The organism is Nostoc sp. DedSLP04 (genome assembly GCF_034530775.1).
Classification (GTDB): Bacteria; Cyanobacteriota; Cyanobacteriia; order Cyanobacteriales; family Nostocaceae; genus Nostoc.
Window position 1 is genome coordinate 109,029 of sequence record NZ_JAVRCL010000013.1, and the last position, 16,313, is coordinate 125,341.

Below are 16,313 nucleotides of genomic sequence, written 5' to 3' on the forward strand. Positions count from 1 at the left end.
ATAATTTATGAGTATGTCTTACGCACTCGTACATTACCCCAATATTAACACGGAACATATCAATCAAATAAGGCAGAAATATGACCCACAATTTGATTTAATGGAACCACATATTACACTTGTATTTCCTATAATCGAGTCTATTAATGAAAACAATCTCATTCTTCATGTTGATAGTATCTTGAGTAAATGGACAACATTTCCTATTTATCTCAAAGGATTACAAAAATCATGGGATGAGTGTATGTTTTTAATGGTTGAAGAAGGAAAAGTAGATATGGTAAAACTACACAACGAATTATATACAGGCATATTAGCTGAATATTTCAGGGAAAATTTACCATTCGTTCCACATTTAACGCTAGGAAAATTTACAAAAGATACAGATAAATTGTTGCAAGTGTTAGAAGAAGCACAGCATTTAGATTTAAATTATCGTTGTTTTGTCGATCAAGTCCATCTGATAAATATTGATGATAAGCAGAGGTCAATAATTTGGAGTAAAGAATTTATACTGCGAAATTAGCAAAGCTTTGAGCAGCTTGGCATTTCTCTTAATTATTTACTGCTCCCTTGAGACTATTCTATCTGTTTGAATCTTCTGAATTGCACGTTGCGCTTGGATGGACACTTCTTTGTCAGGGTCATCTAAGGCTTGTTGTAGCGGGTTAATAACGTCGGGATGAGCTAAATTTCCAAGTGCGATCGCAGCTTCTTTTCTTACATCTGCATATTCATCTGTTAATGCTTGAATTAATCTCGGCATAACTTGAATATCTGGGATTTTTTGCAAAGCTTGTGCTGCTGATTTCCGCACTTGCCAATGTTCATCATTTAAAGCTATTTCTAATGCTGAAATTGCTCGATCATTTGCATGAATAGCCAGAGATTTAGCTGCATTCCGGCGAACTTGCCAGTCACTATCATTTGTAAGTGCTTGACAAAGTATTGCGATCGCTTCTGCATCTTGTAAATGTTCTAAAGTTAAAGCAGTAGCACGACGTACACTTGCTTCTTCATCAAAGATTAAATTTAAAGCTTGCGGACATTTTTCTAGTTGATTGATATATCGCAGTGTCGTAACGGCTGCTTCTCTTAACTCAGGATTTTTTGATTCCAAAAATGGTAAAATGTCGGGTAAAGATTGAATATCATGTATCTTCCGCAAAAGCACCAAAATATTTAATTGAATATTTACATCATTATTTTGGAGCTTCTCTAGTAAAAGTAACAATTCATTTTGTGTAACTAACTCGTTTAATGCTGATGCAGCTTCAGAGCGAATATCTGAATCGGCTGAAGTTAAGCATTCAATTAAAGCAGGAATCGCCACAGGATTGGCAATTTCCCAAAGGGCAGATATTGCTATTTTTTGAACAGTAATATGTTCGTCTTTCAAAGCGATAATTAAAGCATTGATTGTTTCGTCATCGCCTAGATGTTGCAAGGTTTTGACAGCTACTATCCGCTCGTTTACGTCAGGCGATCGCAACATTTCTAGCCAATGATTGAGTTCATCGTTCATTAATTTTTACCACAGATAGTTAACGTAATAAAAAGGGGATTTGCACAGTAATTGCATTGGTTGGACATTCTTTTTCACAAGGTAGACAAAACCAACACTCATCATATTTCATGTAAGCTTTGCCTGTTTCTGGATTTTTCGCCAATACATCCAAGGGACAAACTTCAATACAGGCTGTGCATTTTTCTAAACATTTTGATTCATCAACGATCACAGGAACATCTATTCTTTGATTGATTAAAGCCATAAAATAACTCCAATATTTTGTAATGAAACTGCTAATCGCTAAAATAAATAGGGTAAGCTTAGATGAATTATCTCACGATTGTAAGTTGTTTCTGAAAAGTCAGTGATTGTTTTATATTGGTATAACCAATTTTCTCATAAAAAAAGTGAGCTTCTTTGCGTTTAATATTAGAACGTAACAAAACACTATCACATCCAGCCAGAGAAGCCCACTGTTCAATTTGTTGCATCAAAAAACTTCCAATTCCACTATGACGATAATCTTTATCTATAACTAATCCCAAAATAATCGCTGGAGTCGGAATAACTATTGATTCACAAATATGAGCGTGCGCCCAACCAATTACATATTCATTTTCTACAGTGGCAACATATACAATATGAGTATCGTTATTTTTAATTTTAGTAAGGCGTTGCTCTATTTCTTGATTAGTCACAGAATATTCAAGTTGTTCGCAAAGACTAGCAATCCTCGCTACATCTTTAATCCCAGCTTGTCTAATTTTAACTTTGTCACCTACACTAACTTTATTTGTCATAATTTAATTTTAAATTACAATTATTTAGTTATCCAGCGTTGCACGGATAAAACGATAGCCAATATCAATCTCTGTCAAATTGTAAATATCACCATATTTTTTGCTCCATTCTCCACTACTTAAATCTGCTGCAAGTAACTTCACTCCTTGCTCTGCTAAATCTTGATTAGCTAATGCAAAAGATGATATTCCCGCACGTACTTCTGGTTGAAGATATAACTCTGGTCGTCTCCAGCCTGCTGCTGCGAATAAATCAGATAAATCGTATGGTAAAAAAAGGGGTATAGCTTCAACACGCCTTTTAGTATTACTCTGAATTAAATTAACCTGTTCGTTAAGTGGTAAAAATCGTAACGCATCTTCCCACAAAAACGGAAAATAATCATAAAGCCATATTTTCTGAGCTAATCTAATATCAAAAGTTAACAAAATTATTGCTCCATCTCTAATTATTCTGTTCATTTCCTGAAAAGCTTTTTCGAGATGAGAAAAGTGATGAATTGCCAGGATACTTACAACGCCATCAACAGACTGATCTGGTAAAGGTAGATTTTCTGCATTGCCAGTAAACCACTTAATTTGCTGATGTTCTACTGCTTGTTTTTGCATAACTACAGAAGGTTCAACAGCATTAACAAGAAATCCTTTATTAGCTAGCGCTAGACTGTAACCACCACTACCAGCGCCGATATCAGCAATAATGCTACCTTTGGGTAAATTGAGTAAATCAATTAATTTATTGACAATACGGATATCAGGAATGCGAGTTTTGGAGTATTGTTGACCAATTGAATTATATATGGACATATTAAAAGTTTCTTCAAAATAATTTACAATAAACTAGTTAAAATCTAACTTTATATGAATCAATGAAAAATCTGTTAGTTAAACAATTTCAGCAAATTTAAGAGTTCACTTATCATGAACTTTGGTTTTGCTTCTTGTATTAAATTTTGATTTTTTCTGTTGTAATAGCAAAAATCCATTTTGACTTGTGTTGCTCCTGCATAGTCGTGCTTTAGAGAATCTCCAACGTAAATAACTTCTGCTGGTGTTAAATTTAATCTAGATAAAGCATGATGGAATATTTCAGGAGATGGTTTAGCAAAACCAATTGCTTCAGAAACTACAACTGCTTCAAAAAAATGCTCAATTCCCGCAGCTTGCATTCTCGGTAGTTGTGCTGATACAAAGCCATTGGTGATGACAGCCAAACGATAATTACCTGCGAGAACAGTTAGTACTTCATTTACATCAGGTTCCATTACGCCCGAATGATTAAAAATATGCCAAAAACTTTGGCTAAGATTGCTTATTTTATCTGTTTGTATATCTAATTGAGCAAGTGTACTTTGATAAGACATCTCGATTAACTCAGTAGGAGAAAATATTTCTCGCTGTTTCCAATACTTGGAATTATAATTTTCAAATGCTTCCAGAAAAATATTTTCACTTATTTTATGTAAATTCAAAGATATTGTACAAGCTTCCAAGGCGCCAAGAATAGCTTGACGTTCACATATTTCAAAATTTAACAGGGTATTATCGAGATCGAAAATTATGGCTTTATAACTCATTCAATTCTTTTATTTACGAAAATGCTCTATGCAATAGTTGAGACTTTTCTAATTATTTTTAGTATTCCTCTGAAATCTTGACTATAAAGTTTATAATTTTTATCATTAGGTTTCCTAACTAAAATTGCTTGTATACCTGCCCGTAATGCTCCAGCAATATCAGCATTGTAGCTATCACCTATCATTACACATTCTCTTTTTTCAATCTTTAAATCATTGATGACGTAAGCATAAAATTTGAGATTGGGTTTTTCATATCCAATTGTTCCAGACGTATATATTTCTTCAAAGTATTCTGTAATATTTAATTTATCTATGATTTCGTGTAGTTCAGGTATATGATTTGAGAGAATTATATTTTTATAATTATTTTTAATTGCATTTTGCAAAGTAGGAATTGCATCATCATATAAATGCCATTTTTCCAAATTTTTATATTCATTCTGGACTTGGGAAGAATATTTTATCGCTTGAGTTTTATTTATTCCTACTTTTTCATATATTTCTGCAAAATATTCATTCATATACCCCCACCAAGTTTTACCATTAAACAATAAATTATGGGAAGTTTCAGGCGAGTGCCAAGGAAAGACATTCTTCAAGAATGGTCGAATATCTTCTGAATTTATATTAAAAATTCCATTCAATATTAAAATTGAATGTAATGTTTCACTCCACATTCCTTGACGATAACCTAGTGTATTATCAAAATCCCAAAATAAATATTTCATATTTATTTCACTGCTATATCATAAATTTCATTATGTAAATTGATATCCACAATGTAAGGATCTACAGGACGCTTAAACAATACCATTTCCCCTAACTCATTTTTCTTTAAATTTACATGACAAAACCACTCTTCATCATTTTTGTCTGGATAATCTAAGCGGTAATGATAAAGCCCCCAACGAGTTTCTTGACGATATAATGATGCTCTGGCTGCCATTTCTGCACAATCGCGAATAAAGTGAACTTCTAGACTACGCATCAATTCATGAGGATCACGAGCGCCCATTAAATCTAATGTTTCTTGATATTGCACAAAATGTTTTAAACCAATCTCGATTTTATTACCTGATTTTGGTGGTTGTAAATAATCATTAACTAAGCGTCTTAATTTATATTCGACCTGGGTGTGAGGTACACCATTCGGACGAGTTAAAGCTGCATAAATTCTGGCTTTTTCAGCTTCTAAAAAATCTGTATCTGGTTCAATAAAATCTAAATCTTGGATATATTCAATGGCATGAGTTCCGGCTATGCGACCAAAAACAAATGCCCCAATCATGTAATTATGGGGAACGCTGGCCATGTCTCCAGCTGCATATAAACCTAGAATGGTTGTTTGAGCATTTTCATTCACCCACACACCAGAGGCACTATGACCACTACATAAGCCAATTTCTGAAATGTGCATCTCTACACCGTGAGTCCGATAATCTTCATTTCTACCTTGATGAAAACGTTCTCTACTTGGTCGTTCGTTCGCCCACAGTATGGATTCAATTTCAGCGATTGTATCTTCATCAAGATGGGTCATTTTGAGTTGGACTGGCCCTTTTCCAGAATTTAATTCTTTCCAGATTTCCAACATCATTTGACCACTCCAATAGTCACAGCTAATGAAGCGATTTCCTTCGGCATTAGCAGTATGTGCGCCAAAAGGCCCGGCAACATAAGCGCAGGCGGGGCCATTGTAATCTTTGATTAAAGGATTAACTTGAAAGCATTCAATATTACTAAGTTCTGCACCTGCATGATAAGCCATTGAATAGCCATCTCCGGCATTAGTAGGATTTTCATAAGTGCCGTAGAGATAGCCGGAAGCAGGTAATCCTAATCTGCCACAAGCACCTGTACACAGGATGACTGCTTTAGCTTGAATGACAATATAATCACCGTTTCTGACATCAAATCCTACCGCACCAATAGCACGTCCGGCTTTGACTAAGACGCGGGTTGCCATAACGCGATTTGTGACTTTGACTCTGTGGCGTTTAACTTGTCGGGTAAGAATGGTTTTGAGGTCTTTTCCTTCTGGCATGGGTAAGACATATTTACCCACACGATGCACTTGTTTTAAGTCATAGTTGCCTTGAGCATCTTTTTGAAATTTCACACCCCAGCTTTCTAGTTCTTGGATAACTTCGTAACCTAATTTGCCTGTTTGATAAACGGCTTTTTGGTTGACAATGCCATCGTTAGCAAGAGTGATTTCGCGCACGTATTGTTCTGGTGTAGAATGGCCGGGAATAACTGCGGTATTCACGCCATCCATACCCATTGCGATCGCACCACTCCGTCGGATGTTAGCCTTTTCTAAGATCAGTACCTCTGCATTGGGATTTGCTTGTTTGGCTTTAATTCCAGCCATTGTCCCGGCTGTACCGCCACCAATGACAAGTACATCCGTTTTTATTTGTTGGGTGTTGATGTCCATAAGCTTTTGCGAGTAGCGAGGAACTTCTAAGATTTATTACCGTTCCAAACAATATCTTTGACTTGGATTTGTTTGGGAACTAGCTTGATTTTGTGAAAAGTATCAGCAATGTTTTGTTGCTGAGTGATTACTTCATCTGTTAGCGGTAAAACACCATACTTTCGTCGTTTTTCGGCAATTTCTAATGCTGCTGCTGGAATACCTAACTCTGGTTCTAAAAATTTGGCAACTTCTTCTGGATTATTTGTTGCCCATTTATTTACAATGCTTACTTCATCTAACAGGGTTTTCAACAAATCTGGATGAGATTTAACAAACTCTTGACGCGCAAGATAGTAACCCCGATTCGGTGCTAAATTTGTTGCATCTGTTAATTTTCTAACCTTTGTGTCGTGTTCAACTGCTGCTAGGTAAGGGTCCCAAATTGCCCAAGCATCAACGTTACCACCAGTAAATGCTGCACGGGCATCTGCTGGTGTTAGATGTGCTGGTTGAATGTCACTATACTTTAATCCGGCAGCTTCTACAGCTTTGACAACAAGATAGTTAGTGTTCGAGCCTTTAGCAAAGGCTAATTTTTTCCCTTTAAGGTCAGCAACCGTTTTAATTGGTGAATCTTTCGGTACAATAATTGCTTCAGCTTTGGGACTCCAAGGATCGTAAGCAACATAAAGCAAGGGAGTACCTCCAGCTTGGGCAAATATTGGTGGTGATTCACCTGTATAGCCAAAGTCAATACTACCTGCGTTCATTGCTTCTAGCATCGGTGGGCCGGCAGGAAATTCTGCCCATGTCACCGAAGCACCAGCAGTCTTTAAAGTTTGCGCTAAATTGCCGCGGTTTTTGAGAGCGCTGAGAATAGTCGCCGCTTTTTGATAGCCGATACGAACTACCACACCTTGATTTGCTGTCTGTGTTGCTACAGAGTTACCTGTATTGGTGGCAGAACACGCAGATATCACAAGAGTCAAAGTTAACCCACAGGTAAAGAATAAGGCAAATATGCCAATTCGGGATATTTCATAATTTTGAAGAAAGCTGCTGACAATCCTCATCAGTCGATGTGGTAAATACTTACTGAACATACGTACATTAAACTATAAGCAATATCAATACTACGATAATTCGAGCAATTTGCCGTATTTTGCTCATAGAATATTCACACAGATAAGCTGCAAATGCAAGATCCGAAAAAGTATATCTACGGGTAAAATAATTAATCAGAAATGGGAAAGGTAGCCACCATCAACAGCTAAAACCTGTCCGGTGATGTAAGATGCGGCTGGAGAAGCGAAGAACACAACAGCGCCTGTAATTTCTTGTGGAGATCCCCAACGCGCGAGAGAAGTTCGATGTTTCAACCATTCCGTGACTTCTGGATCGGCAACTACATCAGCATTACTCTCAGTTGCAAAAAAGCCTGGAGCGACTGCATTGACTGTAATTCCAAAAGCCCCAAGTTCTGCCGCAAGTGTACGGGTTAGGGCTTCAAGTCCTCCTTTAGCTGTCGTATAAACTGCGTCACCCGCACCTGCTAGTTGTCCTGCAATTGACGTAATATTAATGATTCGACCTTCACCTCTGTGCATCATCAGTTTTGCCGCTTCTCGTGACAAATTGAATGGTGCAATTAAATCAGCATTGATTAACCGACGCACTGCATCCATTTCAAACTCGAACAATCCACGGCGATCGCGCATTCCCACATTATTAACCAGAATATCTAAACAGCCGTGCTTTTCTCGGATCTCAATAAATGCATTTTGAACCGCAACTTCGTCTGTCACATCAAACGGTAATGAAAAACCTAATCCGCCAATTGATTCAATAACTGCAACTGCTTGATTAAGGCGTTCAAAATTTCGCCCATTGACGATCGCACGCGCACCAGCTTTGGCAAGTGATTTGGCAATTTCTAGTCCCAAACCTTGTCCTGCTCCAGTTACTAAAGCAACTTTTCCAGCTAATGAAAACTCTGATAACGTCACAAAAATTACTTTTCAGGGTGCTATTGAGCCGATATCTAACCAAAAACTTGCAGCAAAAGCTTGATTCTTAGTTTTATCTCTCTCCTAAGAATCAAGCCTACTGAAATTAACTTTGATAAGGGCGCGGTAGTTGGCGTAGTTTATGAGCAGTATCTAATTCACTATTGTTTTTTCTGCCATATCCCCAACCCAAGATGCGACGATATTCACCCATGATGCCACTTTCAATTAAATCATCCTCATTGACTGCAACATTGGTGTGAGATTGGGGCGCAACATAGAGTGCATCCGCAGGACAATATGCCTCACACATGAAACAAGTTTGACAGTCTTCTTGTCGGGCGATCGCAGGTGGTTGGTTCGGTACTGAGTCAAAAACATTAGTAGGACATACTTGGACGCACAGATTGCAATTGATACAGAGTTTATGGCTGACAAGCTCGATCATGATTCTGTTCCTATTACAACTTTGATACAGAGGGTGTGGTTTGAGAGGTTGGTACTGGTGGTGTAGCGATCGCATCCTTAATCCAATCGCGCCTCACCCAAAGTCTTTCTAAGCCACCAGTTGCTTGGTAATAACGCTGATTTGGATCGGTTTCGGGATAGTCCATACGAAGATGTTCGCTGCGTGTTTCCGTGCGATGTAAAGCACTAAAGTATGCCCATCGCGCTACAGCCGTCAGAGCAGCCGCTCGACGAGAAAATTCCACATCGCGCACTGTATCTTGTTTCGGGTTCCCTTGTACTTGCTGCCACAGGGTTTCTAATTTGGCGAGGGAATCCAGAAGTCCCTGCTCAGAACGCAGGTAGTTCTTCTCTAACGGGAACATCTGGTCTTGTACGCCGCGCACGATCGCCTCACTATCAAATGTTTCAGAAGATGGTGAAGGCGATGGCGTTTTGCCCACCGTAGGCGATCGCAATCCCACTTGACCAGTAGGACGCGCAACCCGTTCATTTGCTTGAGCGCCCAAACTTTTAGCAAAGTTAGCTGCTCCAACTCCAGCCCATTGCCCTGTGGAGATTGCCCAAGCAGCATTGGGGCCACCGCCTCCAGAAGCTAACCCGGCTAGAAACTCCCGCGATGCTGCATCACCGGCGGCGTAGAGGCCAGGAACCTTTGTACCACAACTATCATCGGTCAAACGAATTCCACCTGTACCACGGACTGTACCTTCTAAAATTAGTGTTACAGGCACTCGTTCTGTATAGGGGTCAATGTCAGCTTTTTTATACGGTAGAAAAGCGATGAAATGAGACTTTTCAATTACTGCTTTGACTTCAGGTGTGGCTTTATCCAAACGAGCATAAACGGAGCCTTTCAGCAGGGCATTGGGAAGGAACGATGGATCGCGACGACCATTGACATAGCCACCAAGATCGTTACCTGCTTCATCACTGTAACTAGCCCAGCCAAAGGGAACACCCCGCGTCACTGTGGCATTAAAAGCGGTCGAAATTGCATAGTGATTGGAAGCTTCCATACTAGAGAGTTCGCCACCAGCTTCTACTGCCATCAGCAGCCCATCACCAGTATTAGTATTGCACCCTAATGCTTTACTCAAGAATGCACAACCGCCATTTGCTAAGACTACTGCACCAGCACGAACGGTATAGCTACGATGATGTTGCCTCTGCACGCCTCTTGCCCCGGCTACTGAGCCATCGTCAGCCAATAAAAGTTCTAGAGCCGGACTTTGGTCGAAAATTTGTACACCAACACGCAAAAGGTTTTTGCGAAGAACCCGCATATATTCAGGCCCATAATAGCTCTGGCGCACAGATTCCCCATCTTCTTTGGGGAAACGATAGCCCCAACTTTCCACTAAGGGCAAACTCAGCCAAGTTTTTTCGATCACACGCTCGATCCAACGTGAGTTAGCGAGGTTTTTTCCTATGCGATAACGCTCCGATAAAACTTTGTCCCAATTCTCTGGAGAAGGAGCCATAATGCCGTTACCACTAGCAGCAGCTGCACCGCTCGTACCCAGAAAACCTTTATCAACAATGATGACTTTGACTCCTTGGGATGCGGCTGCCCATGCTGCCCATGCGGCGGCAGGGCCACCACCAATTACCAGCACATCAGCGGATAGTTGTATTTCATTTTCTGTTAGCAATTCCTTTTCTCCTTTTTGGCATTGCGTTAACGGTAGCGATACCTCCGGTATCGCTGATTTGTTTGTGACTAATGACTGCTACTTTGTCTGAATAATGATGCAGTAGATAGAGTTTGCATAATATATACAAACAGTGTATAAGGCGAATTACAGTTAGTATGATACTCTAATTATTAGTTTGTCAAACATTTAGTTTTACAAATTAATTATCTATTGGACTTTTAGTGAAGAGTTGGAAATGGCAATATCCACCCTCTACCCTGTATATTTCTGTTTGAGATGGTAGAAGATAGTTATGCCCATAACTCAAAACATTGCCAGTCAAAGAAAGCTACTATTGATTTCTGCAATTGCTGAAACCACAACCATTTCATGTGACGACGCCCTTCTGCTGATGCACACCATTGTGTAGCAACGTAAATACTTTGAACAACACAAAGTTGATAGTCATTTATTAGTTGCTCCCAGCTATAGCCGGAAATACCATTACTGATGAGACTTGTATGATACTCATTTAAAATTGGTATTTTCCATTGTCGTCGTAAATCGGTTTCCCACCAATGCACTATCATATATGCAAGATCGCTAACTCCTAGCCATGTAGTCAGCGACCAGTCAAATGGTTGACGGTCGATCAAATAGGTTTTTCCGTTGGCATTCAAGGGAGATAGGATATTACCCGGATTGAGATCGCCATGAATTAGTGTGAATCCAGATGAATCAACAGTGCGATCGCTCATTTTCGCAGGATGATACTGAAATACATCTATCAGTACAGACTTCCAAGAAGAATCAATCTCTGCCTTCAGTTCCTCTAACATAGGTACTAAGCCAAGTTGGGCTTGAGCTACATATCGCTCAATTTCAGTCTTGTGGGGAATGCTGGCGTTCAGAGATTGTAATTTTTCGGTTCCCCAGAAATGTGCGTGTAATAGGGCTAGAGATTGAGCAACTGCACAGCCATAAGCAAGTGTTGGTTTGTACTTTTCGATTGGAACGATGGCTGACAGATAAATCCTCCATCAGGATGTGATATTGACGAGTTTTTTCGTCATATTGTGCTTGATAGCAAGCTGGTATCGGTCGATTTGCGAGGTTAATATAATCTCGTATGTAATAATTTACTTCAGAATTTCCAAAGAGATTATTTTCACCTGCACATATTTTCAAAAACAGTGATTTTGGTAAGCTTTCTAAGGTTTCTGACTGATATTTAAGCTGAATTATAGCATTGTGAGAATTGTCACTACCTGAAGCTGCATAGGCGTAGCCCGCCGCAGGCATCGCAAAATCTTCGACTCTGGTAGTCAATGTAGAATTATCGTCAAACAGTACTGAATTAATCCATTCAAGAGTTATCTGAGAAACATCCGTAATAACTTGACTATTCATGTACCCGCTTTAATCCTATACTTTCTGCAATTGTCGTACCCGTGGCATAACTTCTTCGGCAAATCGCGTCATTTCCCGAACAAAGGGATTAAATTGCAACATGAAAGTATCGATACCTGCATCAACGAAAGCTGCAACGCGAGCGGCTACTGTATCATAGCTGCCCACTAATCCTGCGGCTGTACCACCATTGCCGCCAACAGCCGGATTTTTGGCGAAGAGTTTGAACATGGCGGCTTCTGGGTCAACTCCTTTAGCAACACTTAACTTATATTGTTCTTCCAACTTTTGCAGTGCCATGAGTCGTTCTAGTTCTGCTTGCGCTTCTTCGTCTGTAGTCCGGGCAATGACAAAGGCTGACAGACCAAAACGGACTGGTTGGGGTAGGAAACGTGGTCGGTCTAAAACTTGCTTAATTACTTGGCGGACATCTTCAATCGGCTGACCGTTGATGAAGTAAACATCAGCTTGTTGGGCTGCTAAAATCTGTGCTGGGTCTGATGCTCCTCCCAGGTAGATACGAGGATAGGGTTGAGCAACAGAGAAGGGTCGGAGGCTCAAATCTTGGATTTTGAAATATTCACCCTCGAAGTTCACCCTCTCACCGCTCCACAAATCTCTAACAACCTGCAACCATTCACCAGAATAGCGATACCGTTCATCATGGGGAGGGAAAGGGATATTAGTACGCTCCATTTCTGGGCGAAACCAAGCACTAATTAGGTTGATGGCAAAACGTCCGCGACTGATAGCATCAATACCCAAGGCCATTTTGGCTAGAACGGCTGGATGAAATAATAAAGGTTTAATCGCGGCGATAATTTCTATGCTTTCCGTAGCTTCAGCCAAGGCCGCACAAGCTGTCCAAGTTTCCAACTGTTCTAAATCTAGACTACGGGGATTAGCAAGATGCTGTGCGACTAAGGTTGTCATATATCCTAAACGTTCTGCTTCTAATACTAGCGATCGCGTGCGTTCATAACTAGCATCAATCGGTTCATCTGGTGTATTGAGAGGGCCAAAGTTACCCCCAACAGGAACCCAAATACCATAGCGTGGTTCTGACATTCTTGCCTCCAAATTAAATGGGGACTGGGGAGATATACCTTGTTTTTTATCCTCACCTATGCAAATCTCATATTATACTACTATAAATCTACCAATTTACAGTATTATTTTTAAGGTGCAAAAATAAAGTTTTAGTGCCGACTACAAAGGTTCTAGAAAGCTATGTCTGAACCACACTATGGGATTTGGATTCCCGTTTACGGCAACTGCGGTGCGATCAACCATCCTCTTGAACCTCGTGATGCTAGTTACTCACGAGCCAAGAATTTAATCCAATTGGCCCAAAAGTGCGGATTTACCACAACTTTAATCGCGCAACATATCATCAATCCCAGGAATCAAGAACTTGACCAGCTAGAAACTTGGACAACAGCAGCAGCTTTGGCAGAAGCAACAAACTCTATCGAGATTATTGCAGCTGTTAAGCCATTACTATTTCATCCTGCCGTCTTAGCAAAGATGGCCTTAGGTATTGATGCAATCAGTGGTGGACGCTTTGCTATTAACTTAGTAAGTGCCTGGTTCAAGCCAGAAATAGAAAAGTCGGGGATCAATTTCCTTACCCACGATGAGCGTTATCGCTATTCAGATGAATGGATTAGGGTCGTAAAAGCTTTATGGAGTGGAGAGAAAGTCAACTTCTACGGTGAATATTTTCAGATCGATGATTTGAAGCTCAATCCTCCACCTATAGCCAAACCACATCCGCGTGTATATGTAGGGGGAGAGTCAGAACCAGCCCAAGAACTAGCCGCAAAAGAAGCGCATACATTTTTCCTGAATGGTCGTCCGATTGAAGTCATCCGCGAAACTATTGCGGCTGTTGCTCAAAAAACTCGCTCTCGTTCCCAACCTCTAGGCTTTGCTATGTCAGCTTTTGTCATTGCTCGACCAACAGACGAAGAGGCAGAAGCGGAATATCAGAGCCTTAGAACAATGGTAGTAGCACAAGACGATCGCTCAGAATTACTCAAAGGAGTAGATTCGGAAGTAGTTATGTTCAAAAACATGGCTAAGTACCCTGGTGTGGGGAGCAATGGCGGTACAGCAGCAGGATTGGTTGGTAGCTATGAAACTGTAGCCCATCGGATTGCTGAATTTACCAAAGTAGGAATTGGTACTTTCATGCTGCAATTCCAGCCTTTTGCCACAGAAATGGAGCGTTTTACTGCCGAAATTATACCAAGAGTGCGAGCGTTAACGGTAGATAGTGAAGCGATGTCTGCGACGGGTGGTTCCTGAGCGCAGCCTAAGGGCTGCGCCTACGCTAATTTGAACTTTGAGGTCATAGATTGAATATCATCAACGTCCTAGCATTTTATCTCGCAGATGCTTAATGCGATCGCGCAATTTTGCCGCCTCTTCAAATTCTAGTTTCTTCGCCGCTTCTTTCATTTGCGTTTCTAACAGAGTAATCAATTGGGGAATCTGTTCTAATGGCAGTTCATCTAGATGTTCATCTACTACTTTTAAATCAGTTGCATTCAACCGCCGAGATACATCTAAAAAAGCCAAAATTGCATTACTTGATTTTTTCACAATCGGTTGTGGTGTAATCCCATGCAATCGATTATGTGCTGTTTGAATCCCACGCCGCCTGTCTGTTTCATCAATAGCTTTAATCATGCTACCTGTCAGATTATCGGCATATAAAATCGCTTGTCCCTGAATGTGACGCGCGGCTCTACCAATAGTTTGAATTAAGGAACGCTCGGTTCGTAAGAAACCTTCTTTATCTGCATCCATAATTGCTACTAATGAAACTTCCGGTAAATCCAAACCTTCTCGCAGCAAATTCACACCAACCAATACATCAAAATTTCCCTCGCGCAAATTCTGCAAAATTTCGATGCGCTCAATAGAAGTAATTTCGGAATGTAAATATCGTACCCTGATACCGTGGTCTTGCAAATATTCGGTTAAATCTTCCGCCATCCGCTTAGTTAATGTAGTAATCAAGACTCGTTCATGGCGGTCGGCTCTATCTTTAATTTCGCCTAACAAATCATCAATTTGTCCTTCTGTGGGACGCACAGAAATTTCTGGATCGATCACCCCAGTTGGTCGAATTACTTGTTCAACTATATGGTCTTCAGAAACTTCTAATTCCCAATTTCCGGGAGTTGCTGATACAAAAATACACTGATTTACTTTTTGCCAGAATTCCTCGGCTTTTAAAGGACGGTTATCAGCAGCACTAGGAAGCCGAAATCCATGTTCAATTAAAACTTTTTTTCTCGCTTGGTCGCCATTATACATGCCGCGAATTTGTGGCACGGTAACGTGAGATTCATCAATAACTAATAGCCAATCTTTGGGAAAATAATCAATTAAACATTCTGGTGGTTCTCCAGCTTGTCTTCCTGCTAAGTGACGGGAATAGTTCTCGACACCGTTACAGTAACCGACTTCGCGCAGCATTTCCAAGTCATAGCGTGTACGTTGATCTATGCGTTGCGCTTCTAATAGTTTCCCTGCTTGTTCTAAGTCTAGTTTTTGCTGTTTTAACTCGGCTGCAATGTCATGACAAGCTACTTCTAATCGTTCTTCTGGGGTGACAAAGTGACGTGCAGGATAGACATTTACCGCTTCCAAACTTTTGAGAATTTCACCTGTTACCGGATCGATATAGCGAATTGCGTCAATTTCATCACCAAAGAATTCGACGCGAATAATTCGGTCTTCATAAGCTGGGCCAATTTCTAAAACATCACCCCGGACGCGAAATTTTCCCCGACCCATTTCGATGTCGTTACGGCTATATTGAACGTTTGCCAAATCTCGTAAGATTTGACGCTGATTTACTTCCATACCTATCTGAAGAGGGATGGCAGCTTTCAGATATTCTGACGGCATTCCCAAACCGTAGATGCAACTGATGGAAGCAACGACAATGACATCACGACGTTCAAAAAGCGATCGCGTTGCCGAATGCCGCAACATATCTATTTCATCATTAATTGCTGCCGTTTTTTCAATATAAGTATCGGTGACGGGAATATACGCTTCTGGCTGATAATAATCGTAGTAGCTGACAAAATACTCAACTGCATTGTTCGGGAAGAAATCCCGCAACTCGTTACAAAGCTGTGCAGCCAGGGTTTTATTATGCGCCAGTACTAAAGTCGGCTTGCCAATTTTCTCAATAACTGCTGCTACGGAAAATGTTTTGCCAGTTCCAGTGGCTCCTAGTAAAGTTTGGTAACGATTGCCTGATTGGATACTAGCAGAAAGTTTAGCGATCGCTTGTGGTTGATCGCCTGTGGGACTAAAGGGAGCTTGAAGAGAAAATTCTGTCATACAGTTTTGCTGTAAATACCCGATCTCATGGTGACGATTCCGCTCTGTATCTATTGTAGCTGGCTTATTAGAGCAAATAAATAGTAATAATTATTTACAAAAATTATTGCTT

16 protein-coding genes are annotated in these 16,313 nt (G+C 40.3%); 2 read left to right on the forward strand and 14 right to left on the reverse strand.

The genetic code is table 11. The annotated features are described in order from the left end of the window. Positions 1–7: 7 nt before the first annotated feature. Entirely contained in the window at positions 8–526 is a 519-nt protein-coding gene (locus RMX89_RS10475; RefSeq protein WP_322688885.1) for a 2'-5' RNA ligase family protein, read from the forward strand. A 36-nt stretch (positions 527–562) separates the two neighbouring features. Here the strand turns inward: RMX89_RS10475 and RMX89_RS10480 are convergent, their stop codons facing one another. The 13 genes from RMX89_RS10480 to RMX89_RS10540 all read right to left on the reverse strand — a co-directional run bounded on the left by RMX89_RS10480 (position 563) and on the right by RMX89_RS10540 (position 12,901). Then, positions 563–1,525 carry a HEAT repeat domain-containing protein gene (locus RMX89_RS10480; protein WP_322688886.1) on the reverse strand — a complete coding sequence of 321 codons (963 nt, stop codon included), beginning with the start codon at positions 1,523–1,525 and terminating at the stop codon, positions 563–565. A 19-nt stretch (positions 1,526–1,544) separates the two neighbouring features. Then, positions 1,545–1,772: a 4Fe-4S dicluster domain-containing protein gene (locus RMX89_RS10485; protein WP_012408944.1), complete on the reverse strand. Its 228-nt coding sequence runs from the start codon at positions 1,770–1,772 to the stop codon at positions 1,545–1,547. 67 nt (positions 1,773–1,839) lie between these two features. After that, positions 1,840–2,310 carry a GNAT family N-acetyltransferase gene (locus tag RMX89_RS10490; protein ID WP_322688887.1) on the reverse strand — a complete coding sequence of 157 codons (471 nt, stop codon included), beginning with the start codon at positions 2,308–2,310 and terminating at the stop codon, positions 1,840–1,842. 24 nt (positions 2,311–2,334) lie between these two features. Beyond that, on the reverse strand, positions 2,335–3,117 hold the full coding sequence (locus tag RMX89_RS10495; protein WP_322688888.1) for a class I SAM-dependent methyltransferase: 783 nt from the start codon (positions 3,115–3,117) through the stop codon (positions 2,335–2,337). 74 nt (positions 3,118–3,191) lie between these two features. Continuing rightward, positions 3,192–3,887: an HAD family hydrolase gene (locus RMX89_RS10500; RefSeq protein WP_322688889.1), complete on the reverse strand. Its 696-nt coding sequence runs from the start codon at positions 3,885–3,887 to the stop codon at positions 3,192–3,194. 26 nt (positions 3,888–3,913) lie between these two features. After that, positions 3,914–4,618 (reverse strand): HAD family hydrolase, encoded by a 705-nt coding sequence (locus RMX89_RS10505; RefSeq protein ID WP_322688890.1) that lies wholly within the window; start codon positions 4,616–4,618, stop codon positions 3,914–3,916. A 2-nt stretch (positions 4,619–4,620) separates the two neighbouring features. Continuing rightward, positions 4,621–6,330: a fumarate reductase/succinate dehydrogenase flavoprotein subunit gene (locus tag RMX89_RS10510; RefSeq protein WP_322688891.1), complete on the reverse strand. Its 1,710-nt coding sequence runs from the start codon at positions 6,328–6,330 to the stop codon at positions 4,621–4,623. Positions 6,331–6,356: 26 nt separating this feature from the next. Continuing rightward, entirely contained in the window at positions 6,357–7,385 is a 1,029-nt protein-coding gene (locus RMX89_RS10515) for a sulfonate ABC transporter substrate-binding protein (protein WP_322688892.1), read from the reverse strand. Between the two features lie 165 nt (positions 7,386–7,550). Next, positions 7,551–8,318 (reverse strand): SDR family oxidoreductase, encoded by a 768-nt coding sequence (locus tag RMX89_RS10520; RefSeq protein ID WP_322688893.1) that lies wholly within the window; start codon positions 8,316–8,318, stop codon positions 7,551–7,553. A 106-nt stretch (positions 8,319–8,424) separates the two neighbouring features. Beyond that, positions 8,425–8,766, reverse strand: a complete 342-nt coding sequence (locus tag RMX89_RS10525) for a 4Fe-4S binding protein (protein WP_322683781.1) — start codon at positions 8,764–8,766, stop codon at positions 8,425–8,427. A gap of 13 nt (positions 8,767–8,779) precedes the next feature. Further along, entirely contained in the window at positions 8,780–10,441 is a 1,662-nt protein-coding gene (locus tag RMX89_RS10530) for an FAD-binding protein (RefSeq protein ID WP_322688894.1), read from the reverse strand. A 293-nt stretch (positions 10,442–10,734) separates the two neighbouring features. Further along, positions 10,735–11,457, reverse strand: coding sequence for a phosphotransferase (locus RMX89_RS10535; protein WP_322688906.1), 723 nt, complete (start codon positions 11,455–11,457; stop codon positions 10,735–10,737). A gap of 391 nt (positions 11,458–11,848) precedes the next feature. Continuing rightward, entirely contained in the window at positions 11,849–12,901 is a 1,053-nt protein-coding gene (locus tag RMX89_RS10540; protein WP_322688895.1) for an LLM class flavin-dependent oxidoreductase, read from the reverse strand. Positions 12,902–13,063: 162 nt separating this feature from the next. Between RMX89_RS10540 and RMX89_RS10545 the strand changes: the two genes are divergently transcribed. Further along, positions 13,064–14,143 carry an LLM class flavin-dependent oxidoreductase gene (locus RMX89_RS10545; protein ID WP_322688896.1) on the forward strand — a complete coding sequence of 360 codons (1,080 nt, stop codon included), beginning with the start codon at positions 13,064–13,066 and terminating at the stop codon, positions 14,141–14,143. Positions 14,144–14,203: 60 nt separating this feature from the next. On the opposite strand, the gene uvrB is transcribed toward RMX89_RS10545, so the two are convergent. Beyond that, on the reverse strand, positions 14,204–16,201 hold the full coding sequence (uvrB, locus tag RMX89_RS10550; protein WP_322688897.1) for an excinuclease ABC subunit UvrB: 1,998 nt from the start codon (positions 16,199–16,201) through the stop codon (positions 14,204–14,206). Between the last annotated feature and the right edge of the window lie 112 nt (positions 16,202–16,313).